Annotated in this window: 18 protein-coding genes; 9 read left to right on the forward strand and 9 right to left on the reverse strand. The window is 75.5% G+C overall.

Translation table 11 applies throughout. From position 1 onward, the window contains the following. Positions 1 to 108: 108 nt before the first annotated feature. Together AB0J00_RS21745 and AB0J00_RS21750 are read left to right on the forward strand one after the other, a co-directional pair. Complete coding sequence (locus AB0J00_RS21745) at positions 109 to 1188, forward strand: GGDEF domain-containing protein (protein ID WP_357749156.1); 1080 nt, start codon at positions 109 to 111, stop codon at positions 1186 to 1188. A 77-nt stretch (positions 1189 to 1265) separates the two neighbouring features. Further along, entirely contained in the window at positions 1266 to 1655 is a 390-nt protein-coding gene (locus AB0J00_RS21750; protein ID WP_357749159.1) for a DUF4190 domain-containing protein, read from the forward strand. 72 nt (positions 1656 to 1727) lie between these two features. Here AB0J00_RS21750 and AB0J00_RS21755 read toward each other — a convergent pair whose 3' ends face one another. Continuing rightward, positions 1728 to 2654, reverse strand: a complete 927-nt coding sequence (locus tag AB0J00_RS21755; protein WP_357749162.1) for a DMT family transporter — start codon at positions 2652 to 2654, stop codon at positions 1728 to 1730. After that, positions 2651 to 3580, reverse strand: coding sequence for a PhzF family phenazine biosynthesis protein (locus AB0J00_RS21760; protein WP_357749164.1), 930 nt, complete (start codon positions 3578 to 3580; stop codon positions 2651 to 2653). The genes AB0J00_RS21755 and AB0J00_RS21760 overlap by 4 nt, the downstream gene beginning before the upstream one ends. 23 nt (positions 3581 to 3603) lie before the next feature. Here AB0J00_RS21760 and AB0J00_RS21765 point away from each other — a divergent pair, with 23 nt between their 5' ends. The 4 genes from AB0J00_RS21765 (at position 3604) to AB0J00_RS21780 (ending at position 7698) form a co-directional block, all read left to right on the forward strand. Continuing rightward, complete coding sequence (locus AB0J00_RS21765; RefSeq protein ID WP_357749167.1) at positions 3604 to 4842, forward strand: CBS domain-containing protein; 1239 nt, start codon at positions 3604 to 3606, stop codon at positions 4840 to 4842. After that, a complete protein-coding gene (locus AB0J00_RS21770; RefSeq protein WP_357749170.1) occupies positions 4835 to 5398 on the forward strand; it encodes a DUF1003 domain-containing protein in 564 nt (187 codons plus the stop codon). Before AB0J00_RS21765 ends, AB0J00_RS21770 begins: the two co-directional genes overlap by 8 nt. Before the next feature lie 74 nt (positions 5399 to 5472). Beyond that, positions 5473 to 6069, forward strand: a complete 597-nt coding sequence (locus AB0J00_RS21775) for a TetR family transcriptional regulator (RefSeq protein WP_357749173.1) — start codon at positions 5473 to 5475, stop codon at positions 6067 to 6069. A gap of 30 nt (positions 6070 to 6099) precedes the next feature. After that, the gene (locus AB0J00_RS21780) at positions 6100 to 7698 is read left to right on the forward strand and encodes an MDR family MFS transporter (protein WP_357749176.1); all 1599 of its coding nucleotides are present in this window, start codon (positions 6100 to 6102) and stop codon (positions 7696 to 7698) included. A gap of 22 nt (positions 7699 to 7720) precedes the next feature. Here the strand turns inward: AB0J00_RS21780 and AB0J00_RS21785 are convergent, their stop codons facing one another. Then, complete coding sequence (locus AB0J00_RS21785; RefSeq protein WP_357749178.1) at positions 7721 to 8035, reverse strand: AzlD domain-containing protein; 315 nt, start codon at positions 8033 to 8035, stop codon at positions 7721 to 7723. Continuing rightward, entirely contained in the window at positions 8032 to 8727 is a 696-nt protein-coding gene (locus tag AB0J00_RS21790) for an AzlC family ABC transporter permease (RefSeq protein WP_357749180.1), read from the reverse strand. Before AB0J00_RS21790 ends, AB0J00_RS21785 begins: the two co-directional genes overlap by 4 nt. A gap of 182 nt (positions 8728 to 8909) precedes the next feature. Here AB0J00_RS21790 and AB0J00_RS21795 point away from each other — a divergent pair, with 182 nt between their 5' ends. Then, the gene (locus AB0J00_RS21795) at positions 8910 to 10070 is read left to right on the forward strand and encodes an Mrp/NBP35 family ATP-binding protein (RefSeq protein ID WP_357749183.1); all 1161 of its coding nucleotides are present in this window, start codon (positions 8910 to 8912) and stop codon (positions 10068 to 10070) included. Positions 10071 to 10123: 53 nt separating this feature from the next. On the opposite strand, the gene AB0J00_RS21800 is transcribed toward AB0J00_RS21795, so the two are convergent. Then, positions 10124 to 10654: a MarR family winged helix-turn-helix transcriptional regulator gene (locus AB0J00_RS21800; RefSeq protein WP_357749186.1), complete on the reverse strand. Its 531-nt coding sequence runs from the start codon at positions 10652 to 10654 to the stop codon at positions 10124 to 10126. Between the two features lie 109 nt (positions 10655 to 10763). Here AB0J00_RS21800 and AB0J00_RS21805 point away from each other — a divergent pair, with 109 nt between their 5' ends. Then, positions 10764 to 11795: an LLM class flavin-dependent oxidoreductase gene (locus AB0J00_RS21805; RefSeq protein WP_357749189.1), complete on the forward strand. Its 1032-nt coding sequence runs from the start codon at positions 10764 to 10766 to the stop codon at positions 11793 to 11795. After that, positions 11792 to 12610: an alpha/beta hydrolase gene (locus AB0J00_RS21810; protein WP_357749192.1), complete on the forward strand. Its 819-nt coding sequence runs from the start codon at positions 11792 to 11794 to the stop codon at positions 12608 to 12610. Before AB0J00_RS21805 ends, AB0J00_RS21810 begins: the two co-directional genes overlap by 4 nt. A gap of 119 nt (positions 12611 to 12729) precedes the next feature. On the opposite strand, the gene AB0J00_RS21815 is transcribed toward AB0J00_RS21810, so the two are convergent. The 4 genes from AB0J00_RS21815 to AB0J00_RS21830 form a co-directional block, all read right to left on the reverse strand. After that, entirely contained in the window at positions 12730 to 13086 is a 357-nt protein-coding gene (locus AB0J00_RS21815) for a twin-arginine translocase TatA/TatE family subunit (RefSeq protein WP_357749195.1), read from the reverse strand. 73 nt (positions 13087 to 13159) lie between these two features. Further along, positions 13160 to 14638 (reverse strand): trypsin-like peptidase domain-containing protein, encoded by a 1479-nt coding sequence (locus AB0J00_RS21820; RefSeq protein WP_357749198.1) that lies wholly within the window; start codon positions 14636 to 14638, stop codon positions 13160 to 13162. Positions 14639 to 14736: 98 nt separating this feature from the next. Further along, positions 14737 to 15321, reverse strand: coding sequence for a zf-HC2 domain-containing protein (locus tag AB0J00_RS21825; RefSeq protein ID WP_357749201.1), 585 nt, complete (start codon positions 15319 to 15321; stop codon positions 14737 to 14739). Then, the coding region (locus AB0J00_RS21830) for a sigma factor-like helix-turn-helix DNA-binding protein (protein ID WP_357749204.1) at positions 15318 to 15456 on the reverse strand (139 nt) is incomplete at its 5' end. The genes AB0J00_RS21830 and AB0J00_RS21825, both read right to left, overlap by 4 nt.

Here is a 15456-nt window from a genome sequence, read left to right on the forward strand (position 1 = left end):
CTGCTGCCTGGTGGGCAGCAGAGCACCAGCGCCGTTCCCGCCACCCGTAGGGGTGAACCACCCGGCCCGGGGGTCGAGGGGCGGGCTGGCGCGCCCGATCACCCGGGCATGAGGGAAGCGCGACCGTCCGACGGCCACCGCCGGTACCTGCCCGGGTGGTGGTGGCGGGGCGGTGAGGCGATCGGCTACGGCCGGCTGCTGGGGTCTGCGTCCCTGCTGAGCACCGCCGCCGCGCTGACGGTGCTGCGGCCCGCGGGCGTCGACTGGACCGCCCTCACCGCGGTCGGCGGCTTCCACCTCGTCGCGCTGGCGCTGAGCTTCAGCCTGCCCTGGCGCCGCTGGTCGACGTGGGCGCTGCTCGCGTTCCCGCTCGCCTCGCTGCTGGCGATCACCCTGGCCGCCCTCGCCGTCCCGGCGCTGGCCGGCGCCATGTCCGGGTTCTTCGTGCTGTCCTTCGCCTACGCCGGGCTGTACCTCCCGGCACGCGGCGGGCTGGTGCTGCTGGTGCCCGCGATCGCCGCCTACGCGGGCCAGTCGGTCGTGGTGACACCGCAGGTGTGGGTGCGGACCTTCTTCGTCGCCGCCGCCTGGATCGCCCTCGCCGAGCTGCTCAACCGGCTGCAGCTCCGGCACGCGGTCCTCGTCCGGCAGTTGCGCGCGGACGCGCAGATCGACCCGCTGACCGGCCTGGCCAACCGCCGCGGCATGGAACGGTTCCTCGCCCAGGCCGAGCCGGGCGACCTGCTGGTCGTGTTCGACCTCGACAACTTCAAGCGGCTCAACGACGAGCAGGGGCACGCCTTCGGCGACGAGGTGCTGCGCACCTTCGGCCGGCTGCTGCTGAACGAGCTGCGCACCCGCGACCACGCCGCCCGCTCCGGCGGCGAGGAGATGGTCGCGCTGCTGCGCTGCCGCGAGCTGGACCGGTGCGGCGAGACGTTCATCCGGCGGCTGCGGGCGGCGCTGGTCCGCGAGGGCCTCGGCGTCACGTTCTCCGCCGGGCTGGCGCAGCTGCGCCCCGGCCAGACGGTCACCGAGGCGCTGGAGGACGCCGACCGGGCGACCTACTGCGCCAAGCACGCCGGCCGCGACCAGGTCTGGCTGGCCGGCGAGCCCCGGCAGGGCGTGCCCGACGTGCCCCTCGCGCGGCACGGCGAGCCGGTCGGCCGGGTCCTCATGGCGGGCTGATCCCCCCGGGGAGCCGCGCCTCCCCCGAGCGCGTGCCCGCAGCGGCTACGGTCGCCGGCCGAGACCAGGAGGACGACGTGCGCCAGGACGACCCCCAGCCGAGTGGCCCACCGCCGGGCTGGGCCCCGCCCGGGTACGGCCCACCGCCGGGCTACGGACCGCCCCCGGGCTACGGGCCCCCGCCCGGCTCCGGACCGCCCCCGGGCTACGGGCCCCCGCCGTGGGCCTGGCGGCGACCCACCAACTCGCTGGCGATCCTGTCGCTCGTGCTGGCCTTCGTCTTCGCCCCGGCCGGCCTGGTGCTGGGCATCGTCGCCCGCCGGCAGATCAGGCAGACGCACGAGGAGGGCGACGGTCTCGCGCTGGCCGGCATCGTCATCGGCTCGATCGCGACCGGCCTGTATGCGGCGCTGATCGTCTTCTACGTGGTGCTCATCGCCACGGTCACCAACGGCTCCTTCAACTGACCCCGCTGTGGTTGTTCGCGGAAAACCACGGGTGGTTGTTCGCGGAAAACCACGGGGGGGGGGGGGACGGGGTCACAGCGGGTCGGCCTCCGGCGCGGGACGGCCGGCCCGGATGACCAGCCCGACCCCGACCAGCACCGCGGCCATGCCCGGCAGCGCCAGCAGCGGGGGCACCTGGCCGAGCAGGAACAGCGCCACGACGAGCGCCCCGGGCACCTCCAGCAGGATCACCAGGCCCACCACGGTCGGCCCGACCGAGGAGAGCACCTGGTTGAGCAGGGTGTGGCCGAGCAGCTGCGCGCAGAAGGTGATCGCCGCGATCAGCCACCAGTCGCGGGCGCTGAACCCGCCCAGCGGCACCCCGGCGACCATCGCGGCCACCGCGGTGGCCACGGCGCAGGTCGAGTAGCAGACGACGGCGTAGGCCGACGTGCTCAGCCGCTGCCGGGCCCGCGCGCCGGCGAGCATGTAGCCGCCGGCGCAGATGGCGCCGAGCAGGGCCAGCCCGTCACCGGCCAGCGCCTCCCACGACACGGTGACGTCGACGCCGGCGATCAGCGCCGTGCCCACGACGGCCAGCGCCAGCCCCCACCACACCGCGCCGGGCAGCCGCACGCCGGAGACCCGCGCGGCGAGCGCCGTCCAGACCGGCGTGGAGGTGACCAGCGCCGTCGACGCGGCGACCGATGTCATGTTGAGGCTGGGCAGCCAGGAGGCGAAGTGCGCGGCGAGGAACAGCCCCGCGAGCACCGAGCTGGCCAGGTCGCGGGGCCGCAGCCCGGCGAACGCCCGGCGCTCGCGCAGCGCCAGCACCGGCAGCAGCGCGGCGGCGCCGGCCGCGTTGCGCCAGAAGGCGATGGCCAGCACGGGTGCGGCGGCGAGCGCGGTCAGCGGGCCGGAGAAGGACACCCCGACGACCGCGATGGCCATGAGGAGGACCTCCTGGCTGCCCGGCCGGGCCAGCGCCCAGGCCGGCTGCGTCACCTGCGTCGAGGTCACCGCGGGACGCGGATGGTGCCGCTGGCGACCGGCCGGACGGCGCCGGCGACGCTGACCTCCGTCACCGCGCCGTCGCGCACGGTGACCCGGCCGGCGAGCTCGGACGGCCGGCCCACGGCCGCGCCCTGGGTGAGCAGGTAGTCGGTGGTGCCCTCGCCGGCCAGCCCCTCGGCGGCCAGCCACAGCCCGGTGCCGAGCGCGGCCGAGCCGGTGGCGGGGTCCTCGGTGAAGTCCAGCCCGGCGGCGAACACCCGCACCGTGCCGGTGGCGGTCGCGGGGTCCCGGACGAGCAGCGAGATCCCGCCCTCCACCCCGGGCAGCAGCGCTTCCAGGGCCGCGGCGTCGGGCACCGCCCGCTCCAGCGCCCCGGGGCGCACCTCGAGCTGGGCGAAGTCGATGCCGCAGCCGACCAGGTGCGCCGGGCGGCCGGTCAGGTCGCCGGCGGTGAGGCCGACGGCCGCGGCCAGCGCCGCCGGGTCGGGGCCCGGGCGCACCGACGTCGTCCCGCCGGACAGCCGCGCGCCCTCGTCGTCGACCTCGACCTCGACGACGCCTGCGCCGCACTCCTGGCGGACGACGCCGGCGGGCAGCCGGCCGAGCCGGACCAGGGTGTGCGCCGTGCCGACGCTGGGGTGCCCGGCGAACGGCAGCTCGGTGCGCGGGGTGAAGATCCGCACCCGGTAGTCGGCCTTCGGACCGGCGGCCGCACCAGGGTGGTCGGCGGTGTCGTCGGTGGGGGCGCTGACGAAGGTCGACTCCGAGTAGCCGAACTCGGCGGCCAGCGCCTGGCACTGCTGCTCGGTCAGGTCGTCGGCGTCCAGGACGACGGCGAGCTGGTTGCCGCTGAACGGGTGCGGCGCGAACACGTCCACGACCTCGAAGGAGAGCTGGTCGGGTACACGCTCGTCAGGGGGCAGGGCCGTCACGGCGGCGACGGTAGCCTCGCCCCGTGACGACGGTGACGCGGGCCTATGTCTCCCGGCTCGCCGGGCTCACCGTCTTCGACCCGAACGGCGACCGGGTCGGCAAGGTGCGCGACGTGGTCATCGCGCTGCGGGTGGGCAGCGCTCCCCCGCGGGCGCTCGGCCTGATCGTGGAGGTCGTCGCCCGGCGGCGGATCTTCTGCCCGATGGGCCGGGTCACCGGCATCGACGCCACCTCGGTGACGCTGGCCTCGGGCACGGTGAACCTCAAGCGGTTCGAGCAGCGGGCCGGCGAGACGCTGGTGCTGGGCGAGCTGCTGGACCGGTCGGTGACGATCCGCGAGTCCGGGCGGCCGGCGACCGTCGTCGACGCCGCGATCGAGCAGACCCGCACCGGCGACTGGGAGATCGTGAAGCTCGCCGTCCAGGAGCCCGGCCGGCTGGGCCGCCGCGGCCAGCTGCACCAGGTCGAGTGGCCCGACGTGACCGGGCTGGCGCTGCCGCAGACCGGGCAGAGCGCCGAGACGCTGATCGCCACCTACCGCGACCTCAACGCCGCCGACGTCGCCCACGCGCTGCAGGACCTGCCGATCAAGCGCCGGCACGAGGTCGCCGAGGCGCTGGACGACGAGCGGCTGGCCGACGTGCTCGGCGAGCTGCCCGAGGCGGAGCAGATCACCATCCTGGGCACGCTGACCGAGCACCGCGCGGCCGACGTGCTGGAGGAGATGGACCCGGACGACGCCGCGGACCTGCTGGCCGAGCTGTCGAACATCGACCGCAACCGGCTGCTGGAGCTGATGGAGCCCGGCGAGGCCGAGCCGGTGCGCCAGCTGCTCAAGTACTCCGAGGACACCGCCGGCGGCATCATGACCAGCGAGCCGGTGATCCTCGCGCCGGACGCCACGATCGCCGAGGCGCTGGCCCGCATCCGGGCGCCCGAGCTCACCCCGTCGCTGGCCAGCCAGGTCTACGTCTGCCGGCCGCCGTCGGCCACCCCCACCGGCCGCTACCTGGGCCTCGCGCACTTCCAGCGACTGCTGCGCGAACCACCCTTCGGGCTGGTCAGCGGGGTGCTGGACGACCTGGAGCCGCTGCGCACCGACGCGCCGCTGGCCGAGGTGACCCGCTACTTCGCCACCTACAACCTGGTCGCCGCGCCCGTCGTCGACGAGCAGGGCCGGCTGGTGGGCGCGGTCAGCGTCGACGACGTGCTCGACCACCTGCTGCCCGAGGACTGGCGCGAGCGGGCCCGTCGTGGCTGACCCGGAGCGCCGCGACGACCGCCGCGCGGACCTCCGGCTGGACCAGCCGCGCGGCACCCGCCGGATCGGCGGCTTCCTGCGGCTGGACCCCGACGCGGTCGGCCGGGTCGCCGAGGGCATCGCCCGCTTCCTGGGCACCGGCCGCTTCCTCGCCGTCCAGACGATCATCGTGGTCGTCTGGATCACGCTGAACGTGGCGGCGGTGCGGCTGCAGTGGGACCCCTACCCGTTCATCCTGCTCAACCTGGCCTTCTCCACCCAGGCCGCCTACGCCGCGCCGCTGATCCTGCTCGCGCAGAACCGGCAGACCGACCGCGACCGGGTGCAGGCCGAGGAGGACCGCGCCCGGGCGGCGCAGACCCGCGCCGACACCGAGTACCTGGCGCGCGAGCTGGCCTCGCTGCGGGTGTCGATCGGCGAGCTGGCCACCCGCGACTTCATCCGGGGCGAGCTGAACCGGCTGCAGACCGACGTCGCCGACGACGCCGTCCGGCGGGAGCGGAAGGCCACCCGCAAGCGCCGGGAGGGCGAGGGGGCCACCGACCCCGCGCGCTGAGCGGCGGCCGCGTGAGACCGACTGCACACTGAGCAACCTTGCACACTGTGCAGTGAAAGCCCCATCCTCGTCCCGTGACCGAACGAGGGCTGCGCGAGCGCAAGAAGGCCGACACCCGCGCCGCGCTCGCCACCGCCACCCTCCGGCTGGCCGTCGAGCAGGGCTGGGAGCACGTCACCGTGGAGGCGATCGCCGGCGCCGCCTCCGTCTCCTACCGGACGTTCTTCAACCACTTCTCCTCCAAGGAGGAGGCGCTGCTGCAGCCCTGGACGGCGGACCGCCCCGGGCTCGCCGACCGGCTGCGCGCCCAGCCCGCCGACCTCACCGTGCTCGACGCCGTGCGGGCCGCCCTCCGGAGCGACGTCACCGAGCTCGAGCAGCGCCCCGCCGAGCTGCACCAGCGGATGACCGTGGTCATGGGCAACCCGTCCCTGCTGCCCCGGCTCATCGAGATGGGCGCCGCTGACGAGCGGGAGATCGCGACCGCCGTCGCCGAGCGGGCCGGGCTGGACGCCGACGCCGACCTGCTGCCCGGGCTGGTGGCCGCCGTCGTGTCGTCCGTCGTCCGGGTGTGCTGCTGGCGCTGGCACGCCCAGGACGGCGCCACCCCGCTGTCCACGCTGGTCGACGAGGCCCTGGACGCCGTCCAGGCCGGTCTGCCCACGCGCTGAACCCCACCCGCACGCACGAACAGGAGCACCATGACCGCGACCACCGACGCCGGCACCCCCGGCGCGGAGGCACCTCCCGCCGCGCCCGCGGCCGCGATGAGCCGGCGGGAGGTCCTCTCGGCGCTGTCCGGCCTGATGATGGGGATCTTCGTGTCGATCCTCGCCGCGACCGTCGTCTCCAACGCCCTGCCGACGATCATCGCCGACCTGGGCGGCAGCCAGTCCGTCTACACCTGGGTCGTCACCGCCGAGCTGCTCGCGATGACCGTGACCGTGCCGCTGTGGGGCAAGCTGTCGGACCTGGTCAACCAGAAGCTGCTGGTCCAGCTGTCGCTGGCGCTGTTCGTCGCCGGCTCGCTGCTGGCCGGGCTCTCGCACGACACGACGATGCTGATCGTCTCCCGGGTCATCCAGGGCGTCGGCGCCGGCGGCCTCACCGCGCTGGTGCAGGTCGTGATGGCGGCGATGATCCCGCCGCGCGAGCTGGGCCGCTACGCCGGCATCTTCGGCGCCGTCTTCGCCGTCGCCACCGTCGCCGGGCCGCTGATCGGCGGCGTCATCGTCGACACCTCGTGGCTGGGCTGGCGCTGGTGCTTCTTCATGGGCGTGCCGTTCGCCCTCGCCGCGATCCTGCTGCTGCAGAAGACGCTGAAGCTGCGCACCGTCAAGCGCTCCGGCGTGCGCATCGACTGGCTGGGCGCGCTGCTCATCACCGCCGGCGTCAGCCTGCTGCTGATCTGGGTGACCCTGGCCGGCGACCGCTACGACTGGCTGTCCGGCACGACCGCGCTGATGGTCGGCGGCGCGCTGGTGCTGCTCGCGCTGGCGGTGCTGGTCGAGTCCAGGGCCGCCGAGCCGGTCATCCCGCTGAGCCTGTTCCGCAACCGCACGGTCACGCTCACCGTCGTCGCGAGCGCCCTGGTGGGTGTCGCGATGTTCGGCGGGACGGTCTTCCTCTCGCAGTACTTCCAGATCTCCCGCGGTTACTCCCCCACCGAGGCCGGGCTGCTGTCGCTGCCGATGATCGCGGGGCTGCTGGTCTCCTCCACGGTCGCCGGCCAGCTGATCACCAAGACCGGGCTCTGGAAGCGGTACCTGGTCGCCGGTGGCGCGCTCATGACCGTCGGCTTCGGCCTGCTGGCCACCATCGGCGCCGGGACGTCGATGTGGCTGATCGGCTCCTACATGGCCGTGCTCGGCGTCGGCGTCGGCATGCTCATGCAGAACCTGGTGCTCGCCGCGCAGAACGACGTCCCGGCGCGGGAGCTCGGCTCGGCCACCTCGGTGCTGTCGTTCTTCCGCAGCCTGGGCGGCACGATCGGGGTCAGCGCCCTGGGTGCCGTGCTCGCCAACCGGGTCGCCTCGGACCTGTCGGTGCTGGGCGGCTCGTCGTCCGGTGAGGGGTCCGCGGTGCCGGACGTCTCCACCCTGCCCGCGGAGGTGCGCGAGCTGGTGCAGAGCGCCTACGGCAACGCCACGGCCGAGCTGTTCCTCATCGCCACCCCGCTGGCCGCGCTCGCCCTGGTGGTCGTCCTCTTCGTCAAGGAGAAGGCGCTCAAGACCACCTCGGGTGCGGAGCGGATGGCCGAGGAGGCCGCCGCGGAGGGCCGGCTGCCGCTGGCCCACTGAGGTCCGGGCGCCGGGGCGCCGGTCACGTGAGGACGTGCACCAGCGCCCCGGCCGTCCCGGCCAGCACGAGCACGACGATGAACGGCGCCCGCAACGCGAGCGCCAGGGCCGCCACCGCGAGCCCGACCAGCCGGCCGTCGACCACCAGCTCCTGGTCCGAGGTGGCCACCTGCACCGCGACCAGCGCCCCGAGCAGCGCCGCGGGCACGAACTCCACCACCCGGGTGACCAGCGGGTGCTGCACCCACGCCGCGGGCACCGACAGCCCGGCGAGCTTCAGCAGGTAGCAGCCCACCGAGCCGACCAGCACGACGGTCCAGAGCGTCCCGCTGCTCACGCCGCCGCCTCCCGCCGCGGGCGGCCGGCGAGCGCCACCGCGAAGACGGCGAGCACCACCTGGACCCCGGCCGGCACGAACGGGGTGAGCCCGAGCGCGATCACCGCGCCGCCCAGCGCCACCCGCCGGGACACCCGCGGCTCGGCCGCCGTCCGCCGCAGCCGCGGCCACAGCAGGGCGAGGAACGCCGCGGGCACCACCGAGTCCAGCGCCGCCTGCGCGGTCTCGCCCAGCCCGCCGGCCCCCAGCGCGCCGACCAGCGTCATCAGGTTCCAGCCGACGTAGACGGTCCCCCCGGTGGCCAGGAACGCCAGCCGGCCGAGCTCCCGGTCGGGGGCGGCCACCGCCATCGCCGTCGACTCGTCGATGACCAGCTGCGCCGTGGCGGCCCGCCGCACCGGGCCGCGCAGCGCCAGCACCGGCGCCAGCCGGACGCCGTAGACGGTGTTCCGGGTGCCCAGCAGCAGCGCGCTGCCCAGCGCCGCGAGCGCCCCACCGCCGGCCCCGAGCACGCCGACCAGGGCGAACTGGGAGGCGCCGGTGAACATCAGCGCCGACAGCGCCACCGCCTGCCAGGTGCTCAGCCCCGCACCGACGGCGGCCGCGCCGAACGCGATCCCGTAGAGCCCGACGGCGACGCCCAGGCCGATCGCGTCGCGCAGCGTCGCCCTGCGCCCGGCTCCCGTGCCCACGGGGCAGCACAGTAGGACGACGGCCGCCCGGCCCCGGCCCCGCCTCGCGGGCCGCGGCGCGGGTCACAGCCGCGGCCCCGGGGCGGGTCCCCGGCGCGCCGTACAGTGAGGGTCGCCCGCGCGCAGGCTCCTCCCGGGAGCCGCTCCCCGCAGGCCCCCCGCTCGAAGGAGACCCCACGCGCATGTCCGACACGCTGACCGGATCGCCGGCGCTCGATGCCGTCAAGGCGGCGCTGGACACCGTCCAGGACCCGGAGATCAACCGTCCGCTGCCCGAGCTGGGCATGATCAAGGACGTCCAGATCGGCGTCGCCGGCGACCCGGGCGCGGTGCGCGTCGAGGTGTACCTCACCGTCACCGGCTGCCCGATGCGCGACACCATCACCGACCGGGTCACCGAGGCCGTCACCCGCGTCCCGGGTGTGACCAGCGTGCAGGTCGGCCTGGACGTGATGAACGACGAGCAGCGTGCCGAGCTGCGCAAGACGGTGCGCGGCACGGACGCCGCCGACCCGGTCATCCCGTTCGCCCAGCCCGGCTCGCTGACCCGCGTCTACGCGGTCGCGTCCGGCAAGGGCGGGGTCGGCAAGAGCAGCGTGACGGTGAACCTGGCCGCCGCGCTGGCGAAGAAGGGCCTGTCGGTCGGCGTCGTGGACGCCGACATCTACGGCCACTCCGTGCCGCGGATGCTGGGCGTGGACGACAAGCCCACCCAGGTCGACAACATGATCATGCCGCCGCAGTCGTACGGCGTGAAGGTCATCTCGATCGGCATGTTCACCCCGGGCAACACCCCGGTCGTGTGGCGCGGGCCGATGCTGCACCGCGCGCTGCAGCAGTTCCTCGCCGACGTGTGGTGGGGCGACCTCGACGTGCTGCTGCTGGACCTCCCCCCGGGCACCGGCGACGTGGCGATCTCGATCGCCCAGCTGCTGCCGAACGCGGAGATCCTCGTGGTCACCACGCCGCAGATGGCCGCCGCCGAGGTGGCCGAGCGGGCCGGCTCGATCGCCAGCCAGACGCACCAGCAGGTGGTCGGCGTCATCGAGAACATGTCGTGGATGGAGCTGCCCGACGGCTCCCGCATGGAGGTCTTCGGCTCCGGTGGCGGCCAGGCCGTCTCCGACGCGCTGACCAAGACCCTCGGCGCCCGGGTGCCGCTGCTCGGCCAGATCCCGCTGGACACCCGGCTGCGGGAGGCCGGCGACGCCGGTGCGCCGATCGTGCTCGCCGAGCCGACCGCCCCGGCCGCCCAGGCGCTGACCGCGGTCGCCGACGGCCTCGCCGTCCGGCAGCGCGGCCTGTCCGGCATGAGCCTCGGGCTCACCCCCGTCCGCCGCTGAGCTGAACGGCGCGAGGCCCGGTCCCCACTCGGGGGCCGGGCCTCGCGCCGTTCTCAGGGGTCCTGCCCCACCGGCGGCACGCCGTACCCCAGTGCCCAGGCGCGCAGCAGCTGCTCCAGCGCCCGGCGCTGGTCGTCCGTGAGCGGCCGCAGCACCTCCCGCTCGGCGTCCAGGACCGCCACCAGCTGCGCCGCCGCGGCCGCCACCCCCGCCTCGGTGAGGCCGACGACGACCCGGCGCGCGTCCCCGGGCACCGGCCGCCGGTGCACGAGACCGGCCCGCGCCGCCCGCTCCACCCGCTGCGAGACCGCGCCGGTGGTGACCAGGCTCAGCCGCTGCAGCTCACCGACCGTCAGCTCGTAGGGGCGCCCGGCGCGGCGCAGGGTGGCGAGCAGGTCGAAGGTGGCCCGGTCGCTCCCCAGCCCGGCCAGCGCGGCGCCTCGGGCCTGCTCGACCCGGTGGACCAGCTCGACGGCCCGCCCGACGACGCCGATCGAACCGACGTCGACCCCGGGCAGCTCCGCCCGCCAGGCGGCCTGCACCTGGTCGATCCGGTCCGCCTCGCCGTCCAGCCGGTGCTCCACGAGCCGAGGGTAGGGCTGCCGGGCCGATCGTTCAGCGCTATACAGTCGGCGATGTGTCCTGGAGCACTCCGGGGCCCGCCCCATCGACGCGGATGACGGGAGAGCTCACGTGCAGCTCGGGATCATGGACCACATCGACGCCAACGGCAGCCCCGTCGGTGAGCAGTACGAGGAGCGGCTGCGGCTCACCGAGCTGTACGACCGGCTGGGCTTCCGCTGCTACCACCTGGCCGAGCACCACGGCACGCCGCTGGGCGTCGCCCCCTCGCCGAACCTCTTCCTGAGTGCCGTGGCGCAGCGGACCGAGCGGCTGCGGATGGGCACCTTCGTCACCACGCTCCCGCTGTACCACCCGGTGCGGCTGGTCGAGGAGATCGTGATGCTCGACCACCTCAGCGGCGGCCGGCTCGAGGTCGGCATGGGCCGCGGCATCTCCCCGATCGAGGTCGGCTACTACGGCATCGACCACGAGAGCACCCGGGCCCGGTTCAGCGAGTTCGTCGAGCTGCTGGTCAAGGGCCTCACCCAGCCGGTGCTCGACCACCACGGCGAGTACTACCAGGTCGACGGCGTGCCCATGGTGACCGCGCCGGTGCAGTCGCCGACGCCGCCGCTCTGGTACGGCATCGCCGACCCGGCGAAGGCCGCCTGGGCGGTCGACCTGGGTCTGAACGTCGCCGCACTGCTGGCCGCCGAGCAGGTCCGGCCGATCACCGACAGGTTCCGCGAGGAGTGGGCCGCCCGCGGCAAGCCGGCCGACCAGCTGCCGCTGACCGCCGTCACCCGCAACATGGTCGTCGCGCCCACGCGCGAGGAGGCGATGGACATCGCCAACCGGGCGTTCGTCCCCTGGCGGAGGAACACCGACTGGACCTGGCACAACGCGGGCCTCGAGTCGGCGTTCGAGAAGCGCACCGGCCGCACCTTCCAGGAGTGGCACGACAAGGGCGGCGCGTTCGCCGGCACCCCGGACGACGCGCTCGCCTACCTGCAGCACCAGGCCGAGATCGCCGGCATCGACTACGTCGCCGTCGACCTGGCGTTCGGCGACACCAGCTACGCGGAGTCGGCGCAGACCGCCGAGCTGCTGGCCAAGGAGGTCATGCCCGCGCTCGCCGAGCTGCCGCGGCCGGGCCGGTGACCGCCGGCGTCGAGGTCCGCCGCGACCTGGAGTTCGCCCGCCCGGACGGCGAGCCGCTGCTGCTGGACCTCCACCGGCCGGCCGGCGACGCGACCGTCCCGGTGTGCCTGTACCTGCACGGCGGCGGCTGGGCCCGCGGCACCCGCACCGACCGGGCCGCCGAGCGGCTCGAGCCGGTGGCGCGCGCCGGGGTGGCGGTGGCCTCGATCGACTACCGGCTCAGCGGCCGGGCGACGTTCCCGACGCAGCTGGACGACGTCCGCGCCGCCGTCCGCTGGCTGCGCCGCTGCGGCGCCGAGCACGGGCTGGCCACCGAGCGGATCGGCGCCTGGGGCGCGTCGGCCGGCGGTCACCTCGCCTCGCTGCTGGGCCTGCTGCCCGACGAGCAGGACGGCGACAGCTCGGTGCAGGCCGTGGTCGCCTTCTTCCCGCCCACCGACCTGCTGGCGCTGGCCGACGACCCGGCGGAGGGCCCGCCGCCCCCGTTCATGGCCGGGCGTCCCCCCGCCGTCCCGCCGTTCGAGGCCCAGCTGCTCGGGCTCGAGCGCGCCGCCGACGACCCGGAGCGGGCCCGCCAGGCCAGCCCGGTCAGCCACGTGCACGCCGGCGCGCCGCCGTTCCTGCTCGTGCACGGCGACCGCGACGGGTTGATCCCCGGCGTGCAGAGCCAGCGGTTCGCCGCGGCGCTCGCGGACGCCGGTGCGCCGGTGCAGCGGTGGGTGCTGTCCGGCGCCAACCACGAGGACCCCGGCTTCGACACCCCCGCCGGCGCCGGCCTGGTCGCCGGCTTCCTGCTCGGGGCGCTGAGCGGCTGACCTCGCGTTCCGTCCTGTCGTGAGGAGTGGAGCCCGGAGGGTTCCGCGATCGAGCGACGAAACGGCTCAGCGGAGCAGGTGACGGCACCTGGCCGCGGTGTGGTCCGGAGGACCACCGATCATGTCGCGTCGGCGTCGAAGGGCGGCGGGACGGCGGCGTCGCGCACCCGCGGCGGAGGCACGACCGAGGCGGCGGTCGCGCCGCTCGCCGTCCGGGTGGGCTGGTCGTCGGCGAGCAGCTGGTTCCGGATGAACGTCTTCGGGTGGTACTGGCGGATGTCCAGGTCGCGGAGCTGGTCGAAGTCGTCGCCGAGGTTCTCGTGCAGCTGCTCGCGCACGCCGGTCATCGCCTCGCGGACCTTCTTGATCCCCTGCGCGGCGTCCTTCGCCAGGCCCGGCAACCGGTCGGGCCCGAAGATGAACAGCGCCGCCAGCGCCAGGACGACGATCTCGCCCCAGCCGATCGAGTCGAACACGCTGCTCCTCCCGACACCGGCCCGTCCGCCGCCGTCGGGTCCAGGGTAGGTGCCCGCGCCGGGGGTGAGCGGACTAGGCGGTGCCGAGGGTGGCCGTCACCTCGCGGGAGCTGCCGCCGCGCACGACCTCCAGGCTGATGGTGTCGCCGGGCCGGTGGGCGTCGACGGCGACGGCGAGCTCCTCGGAGCTGCCGATCCGCTCGCCGTCCACCCCGATGACGACGTCCTGCTCCTGGATGCCGGCCTGCGCCGCGGGGCTGCCGGGCTCGACGTTCTGCACCAGGGCGCCGTCGCGCTGGCCATCGGTGACCGACCGGGTGTTGACCCCGAGCGATGCGTGCACCGCCTTGCCGTTGCTGATCAGCTGCTCGGCGATGCCGCGGACGGTGTCGATCGGGATGGCGAACCCGAGGCCGATCGACCCGCCGCCGGTGCCGGTGCCGCCGAGGGAGGCGATGGCGGTGTTGATGCCGATGACCGCTCCCGCGGCGTCGACCAGCGCGCCGCCGGAGTTGCCGGGGTTGATCGAGGCGTCGGTCTGCACGGCGTTGATGACCGCGTTGGTGTCGCTGCCCTCGCCGGACAGCCGCACCGGCCGGTGCAGCGCGCTGACGATGCCGCTGGTGACCGTGCCGGCCAGGCCCAGCGGCGAGCCGATGGCCACCACCGGGTCGCCGACCTGCAGGTCGTCGGACTCGCCGAGCGAGGCGGCGACCAGACCGGGCTTCTCCACCTTGAGGACGGCGACGTCGCTAGCCGGGTCGCGGCCCACGATCCGCGCCTCGGAGCCGCTGCCGTCGCTGAACACGGCGCGGATCTCGGCGCCGTCGACGCCGTCGGCGCCGGAGACGACGTGGTTGTTGGTGACGATGTAGCCGCCGTCGGCGTCGACGACCACGCCCGAGCCGGTGGCGCCGGCGTTGGACAGCTGGACCTCGACGGAGACGACCGCGGGCATCACCCGGGCGGCGATGTCGGAGACCGAGCCGGGCTCGCGGGCGGTGCCGGGCGAGACCTGGGACAGCTGGGTGCCGGGGGCGCGCAGCGGGTCCTCGTCGGCGGTGCGGCCGAGGAACCAGGCGGTGACGCCGCCGACGATGCCGACCAGCAGCAGGCAGGCGATCGCGAGCGCGGTGAACCGCACGGAGAGGTCGCGCAGCCGCAGCTTGCGCGGGCCGGCCGCCTCCACCGGCGCGGCGGCCGGCTCCTGGTCGTCGGGGTACTGCGCGGGTGCGCCCAGGCCCGCCGGCGAGTACGGGTCGCGCCACGGGTCGGCGGCGGCGTCCGGCTTCCACCACGGGCCGGTGGCCGTGCGCCGGGCCCTGCGCCGGCCACCCGGCGGCTCACCGAGCCCGGTGCTGCCCGGGCGCGGGGCGAACGCGCGCAGCACGGCCTCCGGGGGTGGCGGCGGTGCGGGGGCCGGCGGGGCGGTGGGCCGGTCGCCGGTGGAGAACGAGCCGGCGACGTCCCGGGGGCGGCTGAACGCCGCCCGCTGCTCGGGAGCGGGCGGCGGTGCCGGGGCGGGAGCCGGCGGTTGCGCCGACCGGGCCACGAAGGCGCCGGTGGCGCCGGCCGGCCGGGCCCAGCCGTGGGGGTCGTCGGGCGCAGCGGAGCCGTCGCGCGGGGCGGGACCGGTGCCGGGGGTCTCGCTCAGGGGGTGCCGCCGAGGATGTCGGAGGCGGCGCCGACGGTGAGCGTGCGCACCACCGGCGGGACGATGTCGGTGCCCTCGGTGCCGGCGTCGCGCACCGGGCCGGCGACCGACCCGGGCGGCGGCATCTCGTCGGCGGGGAGGTCGCCGGACGGCAGCGTCACCGCCAGCACGGCGACACCGAGGCCGAGGCCCGCGACGACGCCGGTGACCCCGCGGCGCAGCCAGCGGGCCTGGCCGGGACGCACGGGCGCGGACTGCGGGGTGAGCGGGACGGCGAACGCCCCGCCGGGCCCGCGGGAGGTGAGCTGGCCGGCGCCGAGGCTGAGGTCACCGAGCCCGCCGGAGGGCATGTCGGTGGTGAACGGGATCGCCTGCAGCCGGGACATCAGGTCACCGGGGACGGCGACGTCGGCGTCGCGCTGCAGCGCCGCCTTGGCCTCGCGCTGGGCCTGCACGGCCAGCCGGCACTGCAGGCAGCCGGTCAGGTGCCGGGCCGCGCGGCCGGCGGCACCGCCGGACAGCTCGCCGTCGACGAGCGCGGCGACGGCCTCCTGCGCGAGGTGGCTCTCGGGGATGCTCATGCCTGCTCCTCCCCCGCCGGCGCGGGGACCCGGTTGGGCGCGCGGTGGGCGAGCGCCTCGCGCAGCTGCACCCGGCCCCGGTGGATCCGGCTGCGCACCGTGCCCAGCTTGATCCCCAGCGTCGCGGCGATCTCC

The sequence above is a fragment of the Modestobacter sp. NPDC049651 genome, assembly GCF_040659695.1.
Lineage (GTDB): Bacteria > Actinomycetota > Actinomycetes > Mycobacteriales > Geodermatophilaceae > Modestobacter.

Bases quoted from the DNA above. Each gene is read 5' to 3' on its own strand.
- AB0J00_RS21795 (WP_357749183.1), top strand. From the start codon at position 8,910: ATGTCCGACACGCTGACCGGATCGCCGGCGCTCGATGCCGTCAAGGCG.
- AB0J00_RS21780 (WP_357749176.1), top strand. From the start codon at position 6,100: ATGACCGCGACCACCGACGCCGGCACCCCCGGCGCGGAGGCACCTCCC.
- AB0J00_RS21745 (WP_357749156.1), top strand. From the start codon at position 109: ATGAGGGAAGCGCGACCGTCCGACGGCCACCGCCGGTACCTGCCCGGG.
- AB0J00_RS21825 (WP_357749201.1), bottom strand. From the start codon at position 15,321: ATGAGCATCCCCGAGAGCCACCTCGCGCAGGAGGCCGTCGCCGCGCTC.